Source organism: Viridibacillus sp. FSL H8-0110, from assembly GCF_038003565.1.
Taxonomy (GTDB): domain Bacteria; phylum Bacillota; class Bacilli; order Bacillales_A; family Planococcaceae; genus Viridibacillus; species Viridibacillus arenosi.
In genome coordinates this window covers 2,212,408-2,231,868 of the sequence record NZ_JBBOPJ010000001.1, presented here as the reverse complement: position 1 = coordinate 2,231,868, position 19,461 = coordinate 2,212,408, and the positions used below count along the sequence as shown (strand labels likewise).

Here is a 19,461-nt window from a genome sequence, read left to right as displayed (position 1 = left end):
GCATATTAAAATACTGTAAAAAGTAAACCGTATAAAATTTATTAGAAGGCAGCTTAAATGAAGGTTGAACAAAAATATACATTGAAATACTTTTCCAAAATAATCTTTGCACTATGATGAATAAGTTTTACTTTAAGATCAATGGAATCTTTTAGTATGTTACATTTAAAAAAATGAATAATGTCAACTTTCTTGAACTAAGATTCTACTTTTAATAGGTTCATATTCAAATAGCATTCCTTCAAATACCACTTCAAATCCTGGTAAATTTCTAAAATCATTTGGTGTAACTAATGATGTGCGTTTATCCCAATAAATAACACCAGCTCTATTTAAAACTTCTCCCACAAACTGTGAACAAAAAAAGGAATTCCGGGGTTCAATAGGTTCATTAAATGCTACACCAACTATACCTAGTAGATTATAATAATATAATTCTTTATTTTTCTCGAATTTATCTATTATGCTCTTCATTTTTTCTATTTTTTCTTCATCCACTTCAAATTTATATAGAACACATTTTGTTTGTGGGAATGCCCTATATATACCTTCTAATACATCTTCTTTTACAAACCCACTATTTATAGGGTTTCTTGGATTCCTTCTTCCGAAACTGTACATTTCATTTAAATTTAAATCAAAAGCGATAGATGCGTGATTGTAAGGAGCTTTTGTATATTGTTTTATGGTTTTCGAAAAAAGAGTACCCGTATCAGTTAATAGAATATAAATATATTTCTTTTTCAAATTGAATTTCCTCCACTACAAATTTTACCATATTACTCAATAAGAGGTGCTTTTTTGACTTCATTAAGTTTTTACCAAACCTACTTCGAAGGAGGGGTGTTTTTGTTTAATGTTTTGTTGATATGAGAAATGATTCTCCTGTTTTAGATACAATTAACCTAAACAAAAAAAATTAGGTTACTTCTCATTTTTGTAATTTCTTTGTTCTTTTCTTTCATATGAAAAAACTTACTTAATTCCACTATTCATCAATTACAATTAGAGAATAAACTTCTGTATAAGTGCGAGATACCAAAACAAGCATTCAATATTAATTTTAATTCTGTTTATACCCTTTAGTGTATTAGTAACTTTATTATAAATACGAAATCTTAAAAATACCTTAAGTCAAATTAAAGATTTCTTAATTTGAACTTGTAAAATTTTGTTTGAGATATATTCTAATTTATATTTATGTTAGGTAAGTGGGAGAACAAAGAACTGAATTTCTAGAATTTTTCTCTTATAATTTTTAAATTTAGATATTATCTGTGGCTTGTTGAATTTGTAAGGCTTCAGTTAAGTTATTCCATTATTGAGCCAAATGGAGTAATTTACGTGTAGATTTGATAGGATTTGTTAGAGATTTGAAACTAAATCGTACCGTTTTGAATAAAATTTAACCGTATTTTTAAAGTTGAACTAGAATTATCACTGGTGCTTTGGAATAAATATTGAATAATTTTTCAAACATTAATTTAGCTGCATATGAAAAGAACCTAATTTGAACAAAGATTGCTCAAATTAGGTTCTGATTTTGAGTATTTCTATTTCTAAATCTATTAAAAAACAATATGATCATTTTGATAATCGAAGTATACCCATTATGCTTTCACAACATGAATTGGTCTCCCTATAATAACCTCAGCTGCTTCCATTGTAATCTCACCTAAAGTTGGGTGAGCATGGATTGTTAATGCGATATCTTCTGCAGTCATACCCGCCTCGATCGCAAGAGCCATCTCTGCAATCATATCAGATGCACCAGTACCAACGATTTGAGCTCCAATTAATAAATTATCTTCTTTACGTGCAACAAGTTTCACAAAACCTTCAGTTGCATTTAAAGCTAATGCACGGCCGTTTGCAGCGAATGGGAATTTTGCTGTTTTCACTTCGATATCTTCTGCCTTTGCTTGCTCCTCATTGAAACCAACAGTTGCAAGCTCTGGATCTGTAAAGCATACGGCAGGTATTGCTAAATAATCTACGATCGAATTTTCGCCAGCGATTGCTTCGGCAGCCACTTTACCTTCATAAGATGCTTTATGTGCAAGTTGTAGACCAGATACGATATCTCCAATTGCATAAATGTTAGGTACTGAAGTACGACATTGTTTATCTACTTTTAGTAAACCGCGTTCAGCGAATTCGATACCTGCTGCTTCAAGACCTAATTGATCCGTATTTGGACGTCGACCTACAGTTACTAATACATAGTTAGCCTCAACTGTTTTTTCTTCTCCATCAGCTTCATATGTTACAACTACGCCGTTTTCATTTTCTTCTACGCCTTTAGCTGATGCGCCAACCACAACTTCTACGCCTTTTTTCTTTAAACCTTTTTTCACAACTTGTGTCATTTGCTTTTCGAAACCAGCTAAGATGTCTTTCCCCCCTTCAATGATTGTTACTTGAGAACCTAAATTCGCATAAGCAGAACCTAGTTCAGTACCGATGTAACCCCCACCAATGACAACTAATTTTTCCGGTACTTCTGGTAAAGTAAGAGCATCAGTTGAATTAATTACTCGTTTAGTGAATTTAAATGTTGGAATTTCAACCGGTCGAGAACCTGTTGCAATGATTGCATTTTTGAATGTGTACGTTTGTTCACTGCCACCATCAATTACACGTACTGTATTTGCATTTACGAAGTATGCTTCACCGTTCACGATGTCGATTTTGTTGCCTTTTAATAGACCTTTAACGCCGCCTACTAATTTAGAAACTACGCCGCTTTTGAATTCTTGCACTTTTGCCCAGTTAAGTTTTACTTCTTCTGCAACAACACCCATATCACCAGAATGCTTTGCTTGCTCAAAACGGTGACCTACTGAAATCAGCACTTTTGATGGGATACAACCGACATTCGAACAAACTCCTCCTAAATACTCTCTCTCTACAATAGTAACATTTTGCCCCTTTTGAGTAGCGCGAATGGCTGCCACATATCCTCCTGGACCTGCACCAATTACAAGTGTATCAATATACTTCATCTACTGTATCCCCCTCATGATTTGCTATAAAATGAAAAACGTTATCCCAAAAATTTTTATCTTTTACACAATTGTGATGGCCTTTTGTTGCAACTTTAATTACTTGTTTAAAGTTGCTATCATTTAATAGGACATCCACATTTGAAATCGTTACTTTTTTATCCTGAATAGAGTGTACGGCAAGAGATGGAGCCTGTTGGTTTTTTAATATTCTTTCTAAACACCATTCTCTTCTAGCTTTTAAAAAAACACCTCCCCGTAAAAGAAACCAGCTGACAAATAGCCATCCAAACGGAATATATGGAAGTGATACTTTCTCAGCCATTGAATTGCTAATACTTTTTAATGATGTAGGCATTGAATCTGTAATAAGTGCTTTAATCCTCGAATCTGTAGAATTCACAATACTTGCAGCTACCCCACCCATTGAATGCCCTAAAATATAGATTTTTTTACTATTAATATCTGGCCTCTTCGATAAATAATCAATCGTTGCTGTTATACTTTGGACAAACGATTCAATACTCACTTGTTTTTCTGATGACTCACTTTGCCCATGACCAAGAACATCTACAGTTATCACGTCAAAACCGTTAGCTAATAAGGGATCGACATATCGTAACATGTCTGATTTATTAGAACTCCATCCATGTACCAATAGAAAGCAACCTCTTGCCCGCTCACTTTTAATAAGCCATCCTCGCATTGTTCCAATACTCAGCTCAATTTTAATGTCTTCATAAGTTGAATTCGGGTATTTTTTATCCACCTTTACTTTCGGTGTGAAAATATGCTGTATGATATATCTCCTCAAAAATAAAATAATTACTACGAAAGAAATGAATACTATATATTTCATAATAATCCCCCTTAAAAAAGATACCTTTCAGTCTCTTTTTAGTTATAAAAAAGACGGCTTTATTGCCGCTCAGTCGCAATCATTGAAATATATTGTTTCAAATTATTGCTTATGATCTTTGTTAATTGTCCATCATTCTTTAATCGGTCTAATACGAGCCCACCTTCTAATGTTGAAACAATATATATCGCCGTATCGTATGGCTTTACAGACTGCTTCAACTCCTGATTACTAATACCATCCTCTATAATTTTAACTAACCAATTTATCATTATATCCATTGCTTCATTGATAGATGGCAGTAACGCATTCCCGTCTAAATCATCCATTTCTATAGCTGCATTAAAAATAGGACACCCACCTGCTATCGGTTCTCCTAAACTTAATTCTAAAAAGGACTCAACAAATGCGAATAATCTGTCCGTGGCATTCTCGTGTTGTGAAACACTCGCCTGAAAATGATTTTGCATTATTTCAGTAGAAAAATGAAAAGACTCGACCATAAGCTGCTCTTTATCTTTAAAATGGCGATATATCCCTCCTTTTTGAATATTCGTTTCCTGAATAATGTCATTCATCGATGTTGTCATGTAACCTTTTTTGTTGAAAATTGTAGCAGATTTCAGAATAATATTACGCCTTGTTAATTCACCTTTTCTCATTATAACCTCCAAAAAAGATACCCTTTAGTCTCTTTTAATATATAGGAAGTAAGATACAAATTCAAGCACTTTTTTACAGAAATCAAATATTAAGCTGTATCTGGTGCGAAGAATCTTCACTACTCGTTTTTTAACCTTGGCCTACCATGAAAACCGGCTCTTTTGATAATTAGCCTAATTAAAACAGTCTACTACCCTCTCTGTCGTACCTATTGTTAATAAGATTGCGATTGATCATTTCTAATAAAAATTAAATTGAAATCATTTTCATCTCTAGATTTCTCTTATAATAAATTGATATTCCAAATGGATATTTATGTTAAAATAATTTCAATGATTGTGACAAAAATATTTTAACTAACGAAGAGGTGGAATTATTATGTACGGATTAATAGCTTTGTTTGATGAAAAAACAGAACAGATTATTAAAGATATTTGGAAAGAGTTAAAAGAACAGTCGATTTCCTTTTATGCATATGAAGTGGAAGATAGAATACCGCACATTACATTAGCAAGCTATAATGACTTAAACCAATCTTTTTTTACACAACAAATGGATGACTATTATGATGGTACACAGGCGATTGATATTACTTTTAATACAATTGGTTCATTTCTTAATTCGGGAGCATTGTTCTTATCACCTACCGTTACAAAGGACTTGATTGAATTACATACTAACCATCATAAAAATTTTGACCAATTTAATGATGACCCGGATTCATTGTACATACCTAATCGTTGGATACCGCATTGCACTATAGCGAATAGGTTGTCTCCAGTAAAATTATCTAAAGCATTCGATTACTGTTCACAAAGAAATGCTACTATATCTGGTCAAATAAAAGAAGTTGCTCTTATTGATGTATCTTCTAAAAATAAAGCACCAATTATATACTCAAAGATATTTGCGGAATAGTAATATTCTCATTTCACAATAGCCTGAATTTAAAAAGCATCACTTGAAATTCAAGGGATGCTCAGTTCAAGTTAAACACAATTCAATTATTTGAGGTAATGCTAACATGTAATAAAATTGGCAGATTACTCTATAGGTAGTGACCGATGACATTATAGAATTGAAGTTAACAATTAATTCCCGTTCATATTCTGCAGCCTTTGAGGTATTTAATACTCCTGAATAGTATTAGAAACACTCGTTAAATTGAGCAAGCGTCAGGAGAACACTAAGTTGTTTTATTTTAAAGCCGATTGCCTAATATAAATCTTGAGAAAGTCGGACCATATCTATACATTGAATACCATTTTCAAAAATTGGCTCTGAATAATGACGTATAAAGAAGTCTCTATCTACATGTGTGATACGGAATCCACATTTTTGGTAAAGTGCAATTTGTGAAATGCTCGAATTGCCTGTTCCAACTTCTATTGTTTTATATTTTTTTGACTTGGCAGTAGCAATGGAATGCTGAATTAGCATTTTACCTAAGCCTTTTCCTTGTTGGTCTTCGTGAATAGAAACATTCACTAACTCCGCAGTTTCGGGACGTGTAGGGATTAAAACATATACACCAATAATGCTATCTTCATCCTCCATCACAAAGCATTCACCTCTTTGTAAATACTCTAATACAATCTCTTCGGAAGGATCGGCTTGTAACAACAAATCCATTGGTATATTGTCTGTTGCAACTAATCTTCTTATTTTCATAATACTCACCTTCATTTTTAATTTTATCCTGCACTTAACTTTACATTTTAATTGTAACTTATTTCATGAAATTAAAGTGATTAACATTTATATGTTTATTCAAAATCAAGAAATTTTGTATAAGAATAAATTTACTTACTATTTTCCTGAAGATAAAAAATGATGATTTCAATATTTATAAATCAAAACTTGCGTATATATTAAAGTGCCCCTTCACAGTCATGAATCGTAGAAAATGAGATATCCATTAACTAATCAAAAATATCAATATATGTATAAATTTTAAGTTTTGGTATATTATATTAACATGCAAAAGATGAAGAAGGGATTGTTAAACATGAATAAAAATAAAAAATATTCATACCCAGAAAAAATCATAGTCTCTAATATTTATCCAGAAGCAGATAATACTATACGTTATTTTTTGCAACTTAAAACGCCGCTTCAGTCAAAATCAAGCGCGACAATTATAATGATGAATCCTAATAACGCAAGTAGAGAACATTCCGATCCAACGGTAAATAAAGTTTGCTCTTTTTTCAGAGATAGTAGGCAATTTCAATACGGAGTCATCAATATATTAAACTTATTCCCCTACTTCGAACAAAACTCACACTTATTGGATCTCGAAATAGAAAACAATACTCAATCATTCGAAAAAACCATGAAGGGTAATTTCAAAAAAATAAAGGAAATTATTAAATTAAGCGATATCATTGTTCTAGCTTGGGGAAATGTACCGAAGAATAAATTTTCAAAAGAGCTGCACGATAAAGCTGTCTTATCCGTATCAAACCTGCTAAAGAAACATAAAAAAGAAGATTGTCTACATATGTTTAAATATAAAAACATAAGTTCCCTTACAATCCAAGGAAATCCAGGACATCCATCACGTAAATCAATAGAAGACCTACTTAAAGTACGTGATATTAAAATTACGACCAAATCAAGATTTATCATATAAAATAATTCCATAAGATATTGAAAGTAAAAGAGAAAGGACTATGTTAATTCCTTTTAATTATTTTATACATAAGCACCCCCCAAGAAAAACCTCCTTAGGGGGTGCTATTTAATAAAAAGTCATGGTTTTACAGGTTCTCCGCTAAATACTTTAAGGGCCATTAGCGCAGCCTTGAAAACTTGAGCTTTTGAATAAAAGCAGTGATATTAGACCCCGTTTTCATAGGAAAGGGCCAAAATTAGTTAAATAATTGACTATGTTCTTCTACTTAATTCATTCTCTTGTTATCCTTACTCCTAATAATAATTTGATATGGAACTGCTTCAACCAATAACTCTACCCTTTTTAGCTTTATAATTTCATTTACATATTCCTCAATCTTCTTTATCTTTTTAGCTGGATTCCACTCACCTTTAGATTTTTCCAAGTCGGTTTTTATAGTGATTTGCAAAAGTTTTGGGTGAAATGAATAGGCAAATCCTCTGTATTCCTCAAATTCCTTATCCAGTTCTTCACTTATAGTTGTGAAAATTGGTTGCCATTTCTGATCTCTAATTTCATCTCCACTTTGTCCTTTTAACGTTACTGTAAAATTCATTTTTGTGTTCGAGAAAATAGCCTTTTTAATCTCTTTTTGAAGTTCAACATTATCTTTATTGATTTTTTCATTTGTTTCGTCAATCTGGATCTTAATATATGGATTAGGAGATCTTGGATCGATGGCAGCTTTGTAGACATACCCCTTATTCCTTAATGATTTGGATGCGATTTCTGAAACTTCATTGAAAATTAAATGGACGGATTTATTCATTTTGGAGTTCTTCTTCAAATACAGAAAACACCTTTACTTGAGGTAGATAGTCATTTAGACAGATTTCTCATCATATATCATTATGTATGTTTTTATCCCACGAGTAATCCAAAGAGAGGAGTTTATGAAATCGATAATCCGAACGAAAATATAGAAGAAAATATACCTCAGCCTTTTCGAAGTAACGGCGAAGGAGGATATGATACTGGACCCCGAGATATTATGAGAGATCTTGAAAACCCTGATATGTTAGTTCCACCGAAGACAGATGCTGGTTTACTCCCTAATATGCATTTTTCATTCTCAGACACCTCTATGACGTTAAGTCATGGTGGGTGGTCAAGAGAGATTACTGTTAGAGAATTGCCCATAGCGACTACTCTTGCTGGTGTAAACATGAGCTTGACGGCTGGTGGTGTTCGAGAATTACATTGGCATCAACAAGCAGAATGGTCTTTTATGATATCAGGTCATGCACGAATTACATCCATTGATTCAGAAGGTCGTAACTTTATTGCTGATGTTGGCCCAGGCGATCTTTGGTACTTCCCCCCTGGACTACCACATTCAATCCAAGGGTTGGAACACTGTGAATTCCTACTCGTCTTCGATGACGGCGCTTTTTCCGACTTGAATACTTTATCCATCTCAGATTGGTTTGCTCACACGCCAAAAGATGTATTGTCTGCTAATTTTGGAGTCCCTATTAGTACGTTTGACAATATACCATCAAAGCAGGTGTATATATTTCAAGACAAGGTTCCAGGTCCCCTGCAAAGTGAAAAGGTACAATCCCCTTACGGAACAATTCCTGAAACGTTCAAGCACAAGTTATTAGCGCAAAAACCAATGCAAATACCTGGGGGCACTGTACGTATAGTAGACTCTTCAAACTTTCCTATCTCAAAAAAAATCGCTGCGGCCCTTGTCAAGATTGAGCCGGGAGCAATGAGAGAACTGCATTGGCATCCAAATAACGACGAGTGGCAGTATTACCTGTCTGGACAGGGACGCATGACGGTATTTAGTGGCAACGGTATAGCTCGAACATTTGATTATCGTGCTGGAGATGTCGGTTATGTGCCATTTGCTAATGGACACTACATTCAAAATACCGGTACTGAAAGTTTGTGGTTTTTGGAAATGTTCAAGAGTGATCGGTTTGCTGATGTATCTTTAAACCAATGGATGGCGCTTACCCCTTCTGACCTAGTAGCAGACAATTTGCATGTTGGACCAGAACTATTGAATGCCCTACGAAAAGTAAAATATCCTGTTGTTAAGTTCCCAGGATTTTCTTACTATCCAAGGTAAGAGATCTTTAGCTCTTACTTAGTTTAGAAAATCGAAGAACCATTTCTAATAGTCGCTTTTGTCGTTTTTTAATATTTAATAACTTATAAAAGGATGCCCCACGTTAAAACGTGAGACATCCTTTTTAAATCTAAGAAATTTCCTTAAACTAAATATAACAGTGATTGCTTAAATGCTTGTTTGAAATAAAATTATGGAAACAGGTCAAAAAATCTAATCAGAATTTAATGGTTTCATCCACAATTTAGAGAAATCAACATAGCCAAAATGCTTAATTGTTACATTTTGAATATCAGTTGAGAAAGGAATAATACGTTTTTCATAATATAAAGGAATTAAAATAGACTCATCAATACATTTTCTTTCTATTTGTAAATTTAGATTGGTCCACTCTTCAAATGGTGTTTCAACATATTTTTGAATTAGATCAGTAATTAATGGATGGGCGTGTACTACATCAGAAGCGGCAGAATTATCACTTGTCATAAATTGAAAGAATGAGAGCTGTTGATTTAACTCAAATATCTCTCCATGTATGATAATATCGGCTTTATTTGTTAAACAACGATTATTTAGTTGATCTTGAAATTTCACATAACGCAGTTCTACCGGAATGCCTTCATGTTCTAATAGGTTTTTCAACCACATCGTTAGATCCTTTGTATAATTTACATACTCTATAAATAATGGTTTTTCTACTTTTGGACACTCGACTTCTGCAATTGTATATGGCTTACTGTTACCAATTAGGAAACCATTATGATTTGGAGAATAATTATGATGATATTGATTTAGATCTACAATTTCTTCTCGATGTCTTGCTATTATATGGTGAATAAACTGACGTAACGCTTTATTTTGTATAGCTGATTCGTGACAAATATTTAATATAACAATTCCAAAACCAGAATCACTTTGCACATCTATAGTATCTGTGGATACTGTGGTTTGAGATGATCGGTAAATTTTATCAAAATCCTTTGGAACAGTAACAAATTCAACAGTATCTAACAATGGCCTCTCTTGAAAATATTCTGAAAAGGCTTTTAAGATAGTTATCGAAGGGGAACTTTTTTCTAAAAAGAATGCACCTGTACCATATAATTGATTGTTGGTTTCTTTGAAAATACTTGCACTAATTAATCCTAAAAGCTGTAAACAATAACTACATGTCGTATGCAGTTCAACCACAAGAGGTGCTGGAGAAACAATTGCTTCTACTGGTGCCCATATTTTTTGATAGGTTGGATGATTTCGTAGTTTATTGAGACAATTCACTACGTCTTTTGCAGTTAGTATTGACCCGTCATGAAAATGGATATCTTTTCTTAAATAAAGTCGTAGTCTGCCGTTATCCTGCTCCCAACTATGAGCAATTTCCGACGTTACATCACCGTTAGCATCAACATGAACTAGGCGGTTATATAAGTTTGATACGAGATTTGCACTATAAGCATCGGCTGCTTCTATTGGATTAATTGTAATAAAGGGATGCCTTTTAGGAATGATTAATTTGTCTGTTCCGTCTTGTTCGTAACCGAATCTTGATTGAAAAATCTTTGTAAGTCTTTGTTTTGCTCCTGCAGACCAATCAAAGTTTAAATACTTGGCTGCTTCTTCCACTGATTCATTTTTTAATTTAGCTTGCATTTCACCTTCATAATATTCCTCTATATTACGTAACCAACTCAAAGAAGATTGAACTCCCCTCCCCTTTCCAGGAGTATAGTTAAGCCACCCTTCTTTCTCCCATCTATGTAGTAATCTCGATGTTTGCTTCACACTTAATTCAAGTAATTCTGCTAACTCCTTTTGTTTTACTGTCCCTGATTGAAATGATCGATAGATTTTTAGTAAGGCTGCTTCCATAGTAGTCACCTCTAAAAGTGGACATAATATATAAAATTGTCCCTTTTTTAACTTATTAGTCCAGTTTAATATAAAGTAAATCTAGGAGGTAGACAATATGAAATTGAAAGATTTACCACAAAATATTAAATTGAGATTAATAACATCCTTTTTTAATCGAATTGCTTTTAATGCAGTTATGCCATTTATCGCTTTGTTTTTTGCTCATGAAGTGAATAAAGTATTTGCTGGCTCACTGTTACTTCTATCAGTTGGAATTAATTTTGCTACTAATTTAGTTGGAGGTTATATTGCGGACCGTTTTCGCCGAAAAAAGGTGCTGTTAATAACTTCTTTTACGACATTCGCACTATTATTTTTGATGACGCTTTGTTTAATTCCAAATAAACGTCTAATTTGGTTGTTTACTGCGTTGTATCTTATTTATGTTGTATCTAGTAATCTTGGACGACCAGCCATGCAGGCGATTATATTAGATTCTACAACAGCTGAAAACCGGAAAGCTGTCTTCGCGATTGATTACTGGCTTTTGAATTTATCAATTAGCTTTGGTGCAATTTTAGGTGGACTTCTTTATATGAATCATCAAATTATGTTATTTAGCTTTTTGACAGTAACTACTGTTTTTATCGCAATTGCATATCTTATTTGGCTGCAGGACGATTCTATACCAACAATAGAAAAACAGCATGATAATATCTTGTTAGATTTAATTAGTAATTATAAAACAGCTTTAATGGATCATCGTTTTGTGAAACTGACACTAGGTATGATGTTTATCTTTTCTGCGGAGTTTTCTTTAAGTACATATATTAGTGTTCGGCTTGCGGAAACCTTTAAATCGGTGAAGATTTTCGGATTTGAAATTGAAGGCGTTCGAATGTTTAGCTTGCTGAGCTTTGAAAACACATTACTTGTAGTTTGTTTCACCTTTTTAGTATCAAGATGGACAAATACAATGAATAATAAGAAATCAATCCTATCAGGGCTTGCAGTGTACGGATTGGGTTATACCTTCTTAACCTCTTCGAATCATTTCTATCTTCTATTACTCTTTGGTGCATTAGCAACTTTAGGCGAGCTTATGTATTCCCCTGTATTTCAAACCGAGCAGGCTAATTGTATACCAGCAGATAAAAGGGGGTCATACCTTGCTCTCTCTGGGCTAGGATTCAATGGGGCGAGTATGATTAGTAGTGGTGCTCTTATATTAGGAGCGTTTTTAGCTCCTTGGGAGATGTCTATCTTCATAGGTATTATCGTTATGTCAGGAATTGCTTTAATATATAGCGCTTTGTTTTATACTGGAAAGATAAGATTGGTCTTTAATAGATGATATGTTTGTACAAATAAATCTATATAAAAAAAGTTTTTTTATAGCCATCTATTAAAGATCGGTGAGTTCGATTCTGAAGCTGGATACATTTCAATTCTCTGTAGAAGAAGGCATTAAAGAAAAGAAATTTAGATTAATATTCATGCATCCAAATTAAAAATTTCGAAAAACTCGGACCATTTATAAACATTGAGTTCCATTTTCAAAAATAGGCTCTACATAATGACATATTAAGAAATATCTATCTACATGTGTGAAAAGAAAACCCGCATTAGGATACCTGGTGTTCATATTGAATGCTTTAATTGAAAGACTATGTTTTAAAAAGGATGTCCCACGTTGAAAAAGGAGACATCCTTCTTTAAGTAGAGGGATAAGTTTAGAAGAAGAAGCAAGAGACACAGATAAATCACTATTTATAGACAAAATCATCCTCTGTATAAATTGAGAATATACTTCGATTCCTTCTTCACCTGAATCTAATTCCTTTAATTTCTCATGAACTTTCTCCATTTTATACCCCCACTTTATATCTCTATCAATTTATTCACTACACTTCTAAGTATTTCTTATTAATTATTATTATCTTTATATAATTTAAGTATTTGATAACCATCTGATGGGAGCCCTGCATACGGTTTAACCCAGTTTGGATAGCGAATTGGAATAATCGTACTGATAAACAGAACGAAATTAATAATTGTCATTCCTTTAAAATAGTTTTTAGGTTCAAAATGTGATAATCCAACCATTAAAAAGTAAGAGGCACTAAATAGTATTAAAGAAACGATGGGTCCACCTAAAGACATTATTGTAAATTGAACTTTCGTTAACTTGTTTTTATTTACAGCACAGAACCCAAAATATGCCCAATTGATATGAAAGTGAATTCTTCCAATTCGAAAATTTTCGTTATTGGAGTCATTTTTTGAACCGAGATAAACATGCGCTTCTTCATTTGAGGATATTACGACACCTAGTGCGTGCCCTATTTCGTGCAGCAGTACAGAGAAAGGTATTCCTATTAAATAAAAAAGTATAAAAGAAATCATCTTTCTAAATCACCTCTAAATTCTTATATATTGTGCGGGTGTAAAATGCAAGGATAGGTGAGCAAAATAAATTTGCTCTCTTTCCTTTTCTTGTACTTCAAATGATTTCATTTACTACTACAGCAAAATCATTTTTCAAAAAGATTTTAATTCTATCTTTTTAGTAGCTATAGCATTAACAAAATATTCATTATGGTCTACAGCAATCATAGTGGGTTTATATTTCTTTATAGAATCTATCAGCTGATTGATCACGAACATATCTAAATAGTTGGTTACCTCATCCCAAATAAACAACTCATTTTCCCCTAATAATGCATTCGCTAAAAAGACTTTTTTCTGTTCACCAGCGCTCCAATTTTCACTAGATTTATCGGAAAAGCTAGAACGTTCAATTCCTAATTGATACAATAGATGCCAATATTCTTCTTTTGCTTCTTTCGTAGGTAATTGATTGAGCACTGAAAAATAATCTATATCCACTTTGTTTTTTTGACTTAGTATTGATAGAGGACGAGGTAGACTTATTCGATATTCACCTATAGTTTCTAACTGCTCTATTCCAAGTATAAAATTTAATAGAGTAGACTTCCCGACTCCATTTTCCCCCTCAATAAAAAATCGTTCCGTTGGATATACATCTATATTGATTGGTTCAAAAAGAGGTATCCCATTTCTTAAAATCGAAAAATCCCGAAAGAATAAAACCTGTTTTCTTGGCTTTTTAACTGTATAGGGTCAATTGTAGCTTTAAAATAAATTTTATTTTTAATAATTAAAAAACAACCACTGCAGTTTCGCTTGGAATTAGTTATATTAATCCGCAAATGCTAATATCCTTTTGAATCTTTCAAAAAATTTAGCAGGTTTTTTTGTTTGATCTTTGTTATTTTCAATTACCTCTGGATTATGATAAGGTAGTTTAATTTGTTCCCAATCAAACCCTTCATTTGTACATTTGATAAACAAATCGTAGGCTTCCCCATCAGAAGGAAACATTGTCACTCTAGACTCTTCATTTTCTAAAGCAACTTCAATCGCCTCTTTTATTCCTAGTAATGCAGCACGATTCGCAACCATATAAGCATTTCCATGCCACATTTGTTGGCCGAATAAATGACAAAAATACGATTCATCTTCCGTATTTTCTTTTTGGAACAATTGATTTAACTTCTGCTCTGTCTGCTCATGGTTATGAACATCTAAATAAAGGTCAACGCTAAGCTCTTCTGCGTTTTTTTCCTTTAGATGAGAAACAAATTGTTCAAATATTTCATTGTTTTCAATAAAAAGATACGAATCAATGCCATTTTCGTCCTCTAAGAGAAATGCATAGCTATAAATTTGTATTCCATTGCGATCATAAAGATACTGCATTACATTATTAGATATTTCCGTAGATTGAATGAGGGTAAAACGATTTGATTTCTCTCTCATTTTTAAATGGCTTCTTAATCCATTGTTACCTGAAAGACTAAATGCGGTAAATAGAGTATCTCCCATATTAATCACTCCCATTTTTAGTGTTAATTAAATACTACAAGAATAATTAACATTTTTAATGCACTCCTTGATTACCCAAAAAGTCCTTTTTGATTAAGTACATTTCTTCACTATCTCCAAATTTACTTTAACATAAATATACAATAAAAAATCACCTCTAATAAAAACGAAAGAGGTGATTTTTATCGAACTTTAATAGACTATCAGAGTTAGTTTAGCCTTATCTTTTAATCATTAATTTCTCTAACTCATTTATAACTGCAGGTAAATCCGCGTTCATTTCAAATAGTGCTGCTGTACAATAGACACCTTCAATAAACGAGACATCCATAATCTCAATTTCTTTCTCTGAGAGTTCCGCAGCCATTTCTAGATTCATTTTGGCACTACCTAAATCATAAAAAGCGAACAGTTGATTACTTGTATTTTCTTCAATTGCTTGTTGAACTGTTTCAAAGCTGGTGCCAATATCACCATCCACTGTTCCACCTACAAATGTGATAGACACATTAGGTGCAACTTGGTGTATTAAGTCATACAAACCTTTTACGATATCCTTACTATGTGACACCATGACTATGCCGATATTAGTCGTCATTTAAATCACCTGCTTCTAATAGTGCTTCAAAAAACAGTTTAGAGGAAGCGGCACCTGGATCTACTTCGTTTATAGACCTCTCCCCTAAGAAGGATGCCCTGCCTTTAGTTGCCTTTAACTCGGTAACCTTTGTTAGAGTTGTTTCTAATATCTCTGTTGTTAGCTGTTTTTCTTCTAAGGATTCAATAGCTGGCGCCCATACATCTAGCATTGTTTTCTGGCCGATATCTGATTTTCCTCGTTTTTTTATCCCATCAAATCCAGCTTTGATTACATTTATTAATTCATCATGCTGTAACTCTTCTTTCGTGCCAATGGCTTTTGCCATTTCAAGAAACGCTGTACCATATAGGGGCCCTGATGCTCCACCTACCCCACTAATCCATTTCATCGCAGCATGCTTGAATACATCTGCTAAATGAGGAGGTACAGACTCTTGCCATGAAGAGAGTAATTGTTGCGCTCCCCTTGCCATGTTCATGCCGTGGTCTCCATCACCTATAATACGATCGTATTCACTTAATTGTTCTTTATCTTGAATTACTTTTTCTGCAAATACGGTGAACCATTTTTGTGCCAAATCTTTTGTGATGATCATTAGAAACTCCCCCTTACCAAGCAGGCGCTAGTGTACTTTCAGTTAAATATTCAAGCCATTTCGGATCTTCTAATTGTAATAATGTTAAAGAGACACCTGCCATATCAATAGCAGTCATGTAATTCCCAACTTTTTTAAATTGTACTTTGTAGCCTTTTTCTTGCAATATATTTAAACAATCATGTGCGAAAATATATTGCTCCATAAGTGGCGTAGCACCCATACCGTTAATAAGTACAGCAAGAGTTTGATCCGTCGTCCATTTGGTTTCCATTTCAATTTTATGAATTAATTCTTCTGCAATTTCACGAGAAGTTTTGATTTTTTCACGGCTATAACCGGGTTCTCCGTGTATCCCAATACCAAATTCCATTTCATCCTCATCTAAGTCAAAACCAGGCTTACCAACCTCAGGAACAATGGCAGGTTTTATAGCAACGCCAACAGTGGCAAGATGTGCTACGACACTTTCTGCTAGCGTCTTAATGTCTTCAAGTGAAGCCCCTTTTTCTGCGGCTGCACCGATAATTTTATGCACTAGAATTGTGCCGGCAACTCCTCGACGCCCCTCTGTATAGCTACTATCGAATACAGCCACATCATCATTGACTATAACGTAGTCTACTGCAATACCTTCTAACTCTGCTAGATCCTTTGCCATTTCAAAATTCATGCAATCCCCACTATAATTCTTAATGACAAGGAAAACACCAGAGCCTTGATCTGCAGCTTTTATAGCACTAAATACTTGATCGGGTGTAGGAGAGGTAAAAACATGTCCACATACAGCCGCATCTAGCATCCCTAGACCAACAAAACCCGCATGTGCAGGCTCATGCCCACTTCCGCCACCACTAATGATGCCGACTTTATTAGATGTAAATTGAGCGCGTGTAATGACATGAGTATCTTCTAAATACGTCACGTCATCGTGCACTAGCTTGTATCCAGCTAACATATCAACTAGCACTTGTTCAGGTTGATTAATAATCTTCTTCATCCTTCATACCCCCTATGAAAACTACATAATCTTAAATTGTTGCACAAAAAATATCTTTCATTCTACTATTTGTCTGCTATCACCAATCTATGCAGTTAACTGGGAAAATAGGAGAACTCTAATACAATTCGCAGTAATAAATTTGTGAAAAAACCAATTGTCTTCTTTACATAGAAATATGCGATTTCAAAAATTAAATTATAAAGAACGAGATAATTATTTTAATAATAATCTATACTATAGAAAACGTTTTAATAATTGATAGACTATAGAATCATTAGAGAGAAGATGAATACCATCGAAACTTTCCCAGAAATGTATGAACTGATTGATGTATTTGAATCCATACCAGATATATTAGACAAAGACTTGGATTGGTATTATAACGAAAGCACATTGTATTGAGACGAGATAACGAAATACTTGAAGTAATTATTGAACCTGCGATAAATCGACTAAGATTAATTTGGAGAGACGGAAAAAGGATACGAATGGAATTGAATTTAGAAGAAGTAGAAGTTTTAGTCATTACTAAAAATAATGGCGAGGAATCTATTCAAGTATCATTCAATGATTCTTTAATGAAAGATTTGATTGTTAATACGAAACCACATATTTCTGTAGTATGGGGTACACTCCGAGATATTTAAAGGTTGATAAAAGAGCTTGTTGATTTTATAGAATCACAAGCTTTTTTACTACTATTGTAGAAATCTGATCAATGAAGTGTTGTATCACATTCGGTAGGAGAATTTTTATCATTTGATGATGAGTTCGAAAAATGCATTTTGATTTTTCCAAATAAAATTAGGGGGATTCCAAAAAAATATTGGATCCCCCATTAAAATTAAGCTCAATATAAAGAACATTTAAGCATTGAAATATTCAATGATTTCATAACCTACATAATCTGTTTTGGCTGGATATTTACTTCGATAATTACAATTCCAATAACTGATTACTCTACTTTCAATTGTATTATAAAATGTTGCATTTTCTGCAATAAACTCTTTTATGATACTCTTATCAATACTATCTAAATTATCTTTGATCACTTGTAAAATTTCGATTACATACTCCCCTGTAAGTTGAATTATATAGGGAATTATCCAATTGTAGTCATTGCATTGCTTAATTAACTTTTTTAAATTTTCTTCTCTAATAAAACCATCATGGTGCCTTGTAAATACACAATTTAATACTACTTGTTGTCTATCTGTTAATGAACTGTATTGTAATAAGGAAGGTTCATTAATATATATGCGTTCAGGAATATTCAACTTACTTCCCCTATAATTAACCTCAAAACCATATGAAAAGTCTAACTTGTTTGAATGGTTAACTATACTTAAAACTTTAATCACATCTTCCTTTAATTCCATTGGAAATGCTTTTAATAATTTATTTATTTTTCTGGACATATTTTCACCAACTCTAATTAACTGCTAACTTGGCATCTTTTTTGTAAAAATTGTAGAACTCCAACAATTCCAAAATTCAACTAATCGCGGTAATACCACATTAATGAATAATCCGATATTGATTAATCGGTCTACCAACGCCACCGTATTGAATATCGATGACGACTTTTTGCTGTTTTTCTAAATAATCAAGGTAACGACGCGCTGTAACTCGTGCAAGGCCGACACCATTGGCAACTTCTTCAGCAGAAATGGCTGCTTCTTGTTTTTCAATATAAGAAACAATTTTCTCTAAAGTAGAACCGTTTAGACCTTTTGGTAAGTTATTGGGCTCTTTTCTAGTATTTTGTTGATGATGTAATAATTCATCTAGCTCACGCTGAGTCAATTCGTTTTTCTCGGATACTTTTTCTTTAAAGTGCATGTAATTTTCAAGAGTGTGTTTAATGCGTTCGTATGTAAATGGTTTCATAATGTAATCAAATACTCCGAGTTGTAACACATGTTGAATTGTTTTCATATCGTTAGCAGCTGTCACTGTGATGACATCCACCTTTGTATCACTTTCACGAAGCTTTTGCAGCGTTTTAATACCGTCTTGTTCTGGCATGAAAATGTCCATGACGACTAGATCTGGCTTCAACTGCTTAATCTGTTTCATCCCTTCGATACCGTTCCCTGCAGTACCGACTATGCGAAACCCTTTTACACGCTCTATAAATTGGCGATTTACTTGACGCACCATCGGGTCATCTTCTACTAATAACACAGAAATGGGAAGCATACTCAAGCCCTCC

Annotated in this window: 21 protein-coding genes; 5 read left to right on the top strand and 16 right to left on the bottom strand. The window is 33.4% G+C overall.

The features are described 5' to 3' along the window. Window positions 1–183: 183 nt before the first annotated feature. From MHH98_RS11150 to MHH98_RS11135, 4 genes are all read right to left on the bottom strand, one after another. Entirely contained in the window at window positions 184–747 is a 564-nt protein-coding gene (locus MHH98_RS11150; protein WP_038181807.1) for a hypothetical protein, read from the bottom strand. An 863-nt stretch (window positions 748–1,610) separates the two neighbouring features. Next, a complete protein-coding gene (gene lpdA / locus MHH98_RS11145) occupies window positions 1,611–3,005 on the bottom strand; it encodes a dihydrolipoyl dehydrogenase (RefSeq protein ID WP_340712846.1) in 1,395 nt (464 codons plus the stop codon). Continuing rightward, window positions 2,992–3,864: an alpha/beta hydrolase gene (locus tag MHH98_RS11140; protein WP_038181815.1), complete on the bottom strand. Its 873-nt coding sequence runs from the start codon at window positions 3,862–3,864 to the stop codon at window positions 2,992–2,994. The genes lpdA and MHH98_RS11140 overlap by 14 nt, the downstream gene beginning before the upstream one ends. 59 nt (window positions 3,865–3,923) lie before the next feature. After that, window positions 3,924–4,526, bottom strand: coding sequence for a TetR/AcrR family transcriptional regulator (locus MHH98_RS11135; protein ID WP_340712844.1), 603 nt, complete (start codon window positions 4,524–4,526; stop codon window positions 3,924–3,926). Between the two features lie 379 nt (window positions 4,527–4,905). On the opposite strand from MHH98_RS11135, the gene MHH98_RS11130 reads away from it, so the two are divergent. Further along, on the top strand, window positions 4,906–5,445 hold the full coding sequence (locus MHH98_RS11130) for a 2'-5' RNA ligase family protein (protein WP_340712842.1): 540 nt from the start codon (window positions 4,906–4,908) through the stop codon (window positions 5,443–5,445). Window positions 5,446–5,742: 297 nt separating this feature from the next. On the opposite strand, the gene MHH98_RS11125 is transcribed toward MHH98_RS11130, so the two are convergent. Further along, the gene (locus MHH98_RS11125) at window positions 5,743–6,198 is read right to left on the bottom strand and encodes a GNAT family N-acetyltransferase (RefSeq protein WP_038181821.1); all 456 of its coding nucleotides are present in this window, start codon (window positions 6,196–6,198) and stop codon (window positions 5,743–5,745) included. Between the two features lie 337 nt (window positions 6,199–6,535). Here MHH98_RS11125 and MHH98_RS11120 point away from each other — a divergent pair, with 337 nt between their 5' ends. Next, complete coding sequence (locus MHH98_RS11120; RefSeq protein WP_340712839.1) at window positions 6,536–7,162, top strand: DUF1643 domain-containing protein; 627 nt, start codon at window positions 6,536–6,538, stop codon at window positions 7,160–7,162. 268 nt (window positions 7,163–7,430) lie between these two features. Here MHH98_RS11120 and MHH98_RS11115 read toward each other — a convergent pair whose 3' ends face one another. Next, on the bottom strand, window positions 7,431–7,973 hold the full coding sequence (locus MHH98_RS11115; protein WP_143691022.1) for a DUF4030 domain-containing protein: 543 nt from the start codon (window positions 7,971–7,973) through the stop codon (window positions 7,431–7,433). A gap of 129 nt (window positions 7,974–8,102) precedes the next feature. Between MHH98_RS11115 and MHH98_RS11110 the strand changes: the two genes are divergently transcribed. Further along, window positions 8,103–9,287: an oxalate decarboxylase family bicupin gene (locus tag MHH98_RS11110; protein ID WP_038183061.1), complete on the top strand. Its 1,185-nt coding sequence runs from the start codon at window positions 8,103–8,105 to the stop codon at window positions 9,285–9,287. Window positions 9,288–9,500: 213 nt separating this feature from the next. On the opposite strand, the gene MHH98_RS11105 is transcribed toward MHH98_RS11110, so the two are convergent. Continuing rightward, window positions 9,501–11,156, bottom strand: a complete 1,656-nt coding sequence (locus MHH98_RS11105; protein ID WP_340712837.1) for an ABC transporter substrate-binding protein — start codon at window positions 11,154–11,156, stop codon at window positions 9,501–9,503. Window positions 11,157–11,253: 97 nt separating this feature from the next. Here MHH98_RS11105 and MHH98_RS11100 point away from each other — a divergent pair, with 97 nt between their 5' ends. After that, window positions 11,254–12,492, top strand: coding sequence for an MDR family MFS transporter (locus MHH98_RS11100; protein ID WP_340712835.1), 1,239 nt, complete (start codon window positions 11,254–11,256; stop codon window positions 12,490–12,492). A 180-nt stretch (window positions 12,493–12,672) separates the two neighbouring features. Here the strand turns inward: MHH98_RS11100 and MHH98_RS11095 are convergent, their stop codons facing one another. From MHH98_RS11095 to dhaK, 7 genes are all read right to left on the bottom strand, one after another. Beyond that, complete coding sequence (locus tag MHH98_RS11095) at window positions 12,673–13,005, bottom strand: hypothetical protein (RefSeq protein ID WP_340712833.1); 333 nt, start codon at window positions 13,003–13,005, stop codon at window positions 12,673–12,675. Between the two features lie 59 nt (window positions 13,006–13,064). After that, entirely contained in the window at window positions 13,065–13,544 is a 480-nt protein-coding gene (locus MHH98_RS11090) for a hypothetical protein (protein ID WP_038183066.1), read from the bottom strand. A 135-nt stretch (window positions 13,545–13,679) separates the two neighbouring features. Beyond that, on the bottom strand, window positions 13,680–14,189 hold the full coding sequence (locus MHH98_RS11085) for an ATP-binding cassette domain-containing protein (RefSeq protein ID WP_340713538.1): 510 nt from the start codon (window positions 14,187–14,189) through the stop codon (window positions 13,680–13,682). Window positions 14,190–14,360: 171 nt separating this feature from the next. Then, a complete protein-coding gene (locus tag MHH98_RS11080) occupies window positions 14,361–15,047 on the bottom strand; it encodes a hypothetical protein (RefSeq protein ID WP_076034864.1) in 687 nt (228 codons plus the stop codon). Window positions 15,048–15,267: 220 nt separating this feature from the next. After that, window positions 15,268–15,645, bottom strand: a complete 378-nt coding sequence (gene dhaM, locus MHH98_RS11075) for a dihydroxyacetone kinase phosphoryl donor subunit DhaM (protein ID WP_038181839.1) — start codon at window positions 15,643–15,645, stop codon at window positions 15,268–15,270. After that, the gene (gene dhaL / locus MHH98_RS11070; RefSeq protein WP_038181842.1) at window positions 15,635–16,243 is read right to left on the bottom strand and encodes a dihydroxyacetone kinase subunit DhaL; all 609 of its coding nucleotides are present in this window, start codon (window positions 16,241–16,243) and stop codon (window positions 15,635–15,637) included. Before dhaL ends, dhaM begins: the two co-directional genes overlap by 11 nt. Before the next feature lie 13 nt (window positions 16,244–16,256). Beyond that, a complete protein-coding gene (gene dhaK, locus MHH98_RS11065) occupies window positions 16,257–17,243 on the bottom strand; it encodes a dihydroxyacetone kinase subunit DhaK (RefSeq protein ID WP_038181845.1) in 987 nt (328 codons plus the stop codon). A gap of 491 nt (window positions 17,244–17,734) precedes the next feature. On the opposite strand from dhaK, the gene MHH98_RS11060 reads away from it, so the two are divergent. Further along, on the top strand, window positions 17,735–17,893 hold the full coding sequence (locus tag MHH98_RS11060) for a hypothetical protein (RefSeq protein ID WP_155981166.1): 159 nt from the start codon (window positions 17,735–17,737) through the stop codon (window positions 17,891–17,893). Window positions 17,894–18,112: 219 nt separating this feature from the next. Here MHH98_RS11060 and MHH98_RS11055 read toward each other — a convergent pair whose 3' ends face one another. Together MHH98_RS11055 and MHH98_RS11050 are read right to left on the bottom strand one after the other, a co-directional pair. Further along, window positions 18,113–18,664, bottom strand: coding sequence for a hypothetical protein (locus MHH98_RS11055; RefSeq protein ID WP_340712830.1), 552 nt, complete (start codon window positions 18,662–18,664; stop codon window positions 18,113–18,115). Window positions 18,665–18,764: 100 nt separating this feature from the next. Further along, window positions 18,765–19,448 (bottom strand): response regulator, encoded by a 684-nt coding sequence (locus MHH98_RS11050; RefSeq protein WP_038181849.1) that lies wholly within the window; start codon window positions 19,446–19,448, stop codon window positions 18,765–18,767. Window positions 19,449–19,461 lie beyond the last annotated feature (13 nt).

Excerpts from the sequence above, each read along its gene's own strand:
- lpdA (WP_340712846.1), bottom strand. The coding sequence starts at position 3,005 with ATGAAGTATATTGATACACTTGTAATTGGTGCAGGTCCAGGAGGATAT.
- MHH98_RS11140 (WP_038181815.1), bottom strand. The coding sequence starts at position 3,864 with ATGAAATATATAGTATTCATTTCTTTCGTAGTAATTATTTTATTTTTG.
- MHH98_RS11135 (WP_340712844.1), bottom strand. The coding sequence starts at position 4,526 with ATGAGAAAAGGTGAATTAACAAGGCGTAATATTATTCTGAAATCTGCT.
- MHH98_RS11130 (WP_340712842.1), top strand. The coding sequence starts at position 4,906 with ATGTACGGATTAATAGCTTTGTTTGATGAAAAAACAGAACAGATTATT.
- MHH98_RS11125 (WP_038181821.1), bottom strand. The coding sequence starts at position 6,198 with ATGAAAATAAGAAGATTAGTTGCAACAGACAATATACCAATGGATTTG.
- MHH98_RS11120 (WP_340712839.1), top strand. The coding sequence starts at position 6,536 with ATGAATAAAAATAAAAAATATTCATACCCAGAAAAAATCATAGTCTCT.
- MHH98_RS11115 (WP_143691022.1), bottom strand. The coding sequence starts at position 7,973 with ATGAATAAATCCGTCCATTTAATTTTCAATGAAGTTTCAGAAATCGCA.
- MHH98_RS11105 (WP_340712837.1), bottom strand. The coding sequence starts at position 11,156 with ATGGAAGCAGCCTTACTAAAAATCTATCGATCATTTCAATCAGGGACA.
- MHH98_RS11100 (WP_340712835.1), top strand. The coding sequence starts at position 11,254 with ATGAAATTGAAAGATTTACCACAAAATATTAAATTGAGATTAATAACA.
- MHH98_RS11095 (WP_340712833.1), bottom strand. The coding sequence starts at position 13,005 with ATGGAGAAAGTTCATGAGAAATTAAAGGAATTAGATTCAGGTGAAGAA.
- MHH98_RS11090 (WP_038183066.1), bottom strand. The coding sequence starts at position 13,544 with ATGATTTCTTTTATACTTTTTTATTTAATAGGAATACCTTTCTCTGTA.
- MHH98_RS11080 (WP_076034864.1), bottom strand. The coding sequence starts at position 15,047 with ATGGGAGATACTCTATTTACCGCATTTAGTCTTTCAGGTAACAATGGA.
- dhaM (WP_038181839.1), bottom strand. The coding sequence starts at position 15,645 with ATGACGACTAATATCGGCATAGTCATGGTGTCACATAGTAAGGATATC.
- dhaL (WP_038181842.1), bottom strand. The coding sequence starts at position 16,243 with ATGATCATCACAAAAGATTTGGCACAAAAATGGTTCACCGTATTTGCA.
- dhaK (WP_038181845.1), bottom strand. The coding sequence starts at position 17,243 with ATGAAGAAGATTATTAATCAACCTGAACAAGTGCTAGTTGATATGTTA.
- MHH98_RS11060 (WP_155981166.1), top strand. The coding sequence starts at position 17,735 with ATGGAATTGAATTTAGAAGAAGTAGAAGTTTTAGTCATTACTAAAAAT.
- MHH98_RS11055 (WP_340712830.1), bottom strand. The coding sequence starts at position 18,664 with ATGTCCAGAAAAATAAATAAATTATTAAAAGCATTTCCAATGGAATTA.
- MHH98_RS11050 (WP_038181849.1), bottom strand. The coding sequence starts at position 19,448 with ATGCTTCCCATTTCTGTGTTATTAGTAGAAGATGACCCGATGGTGCGT.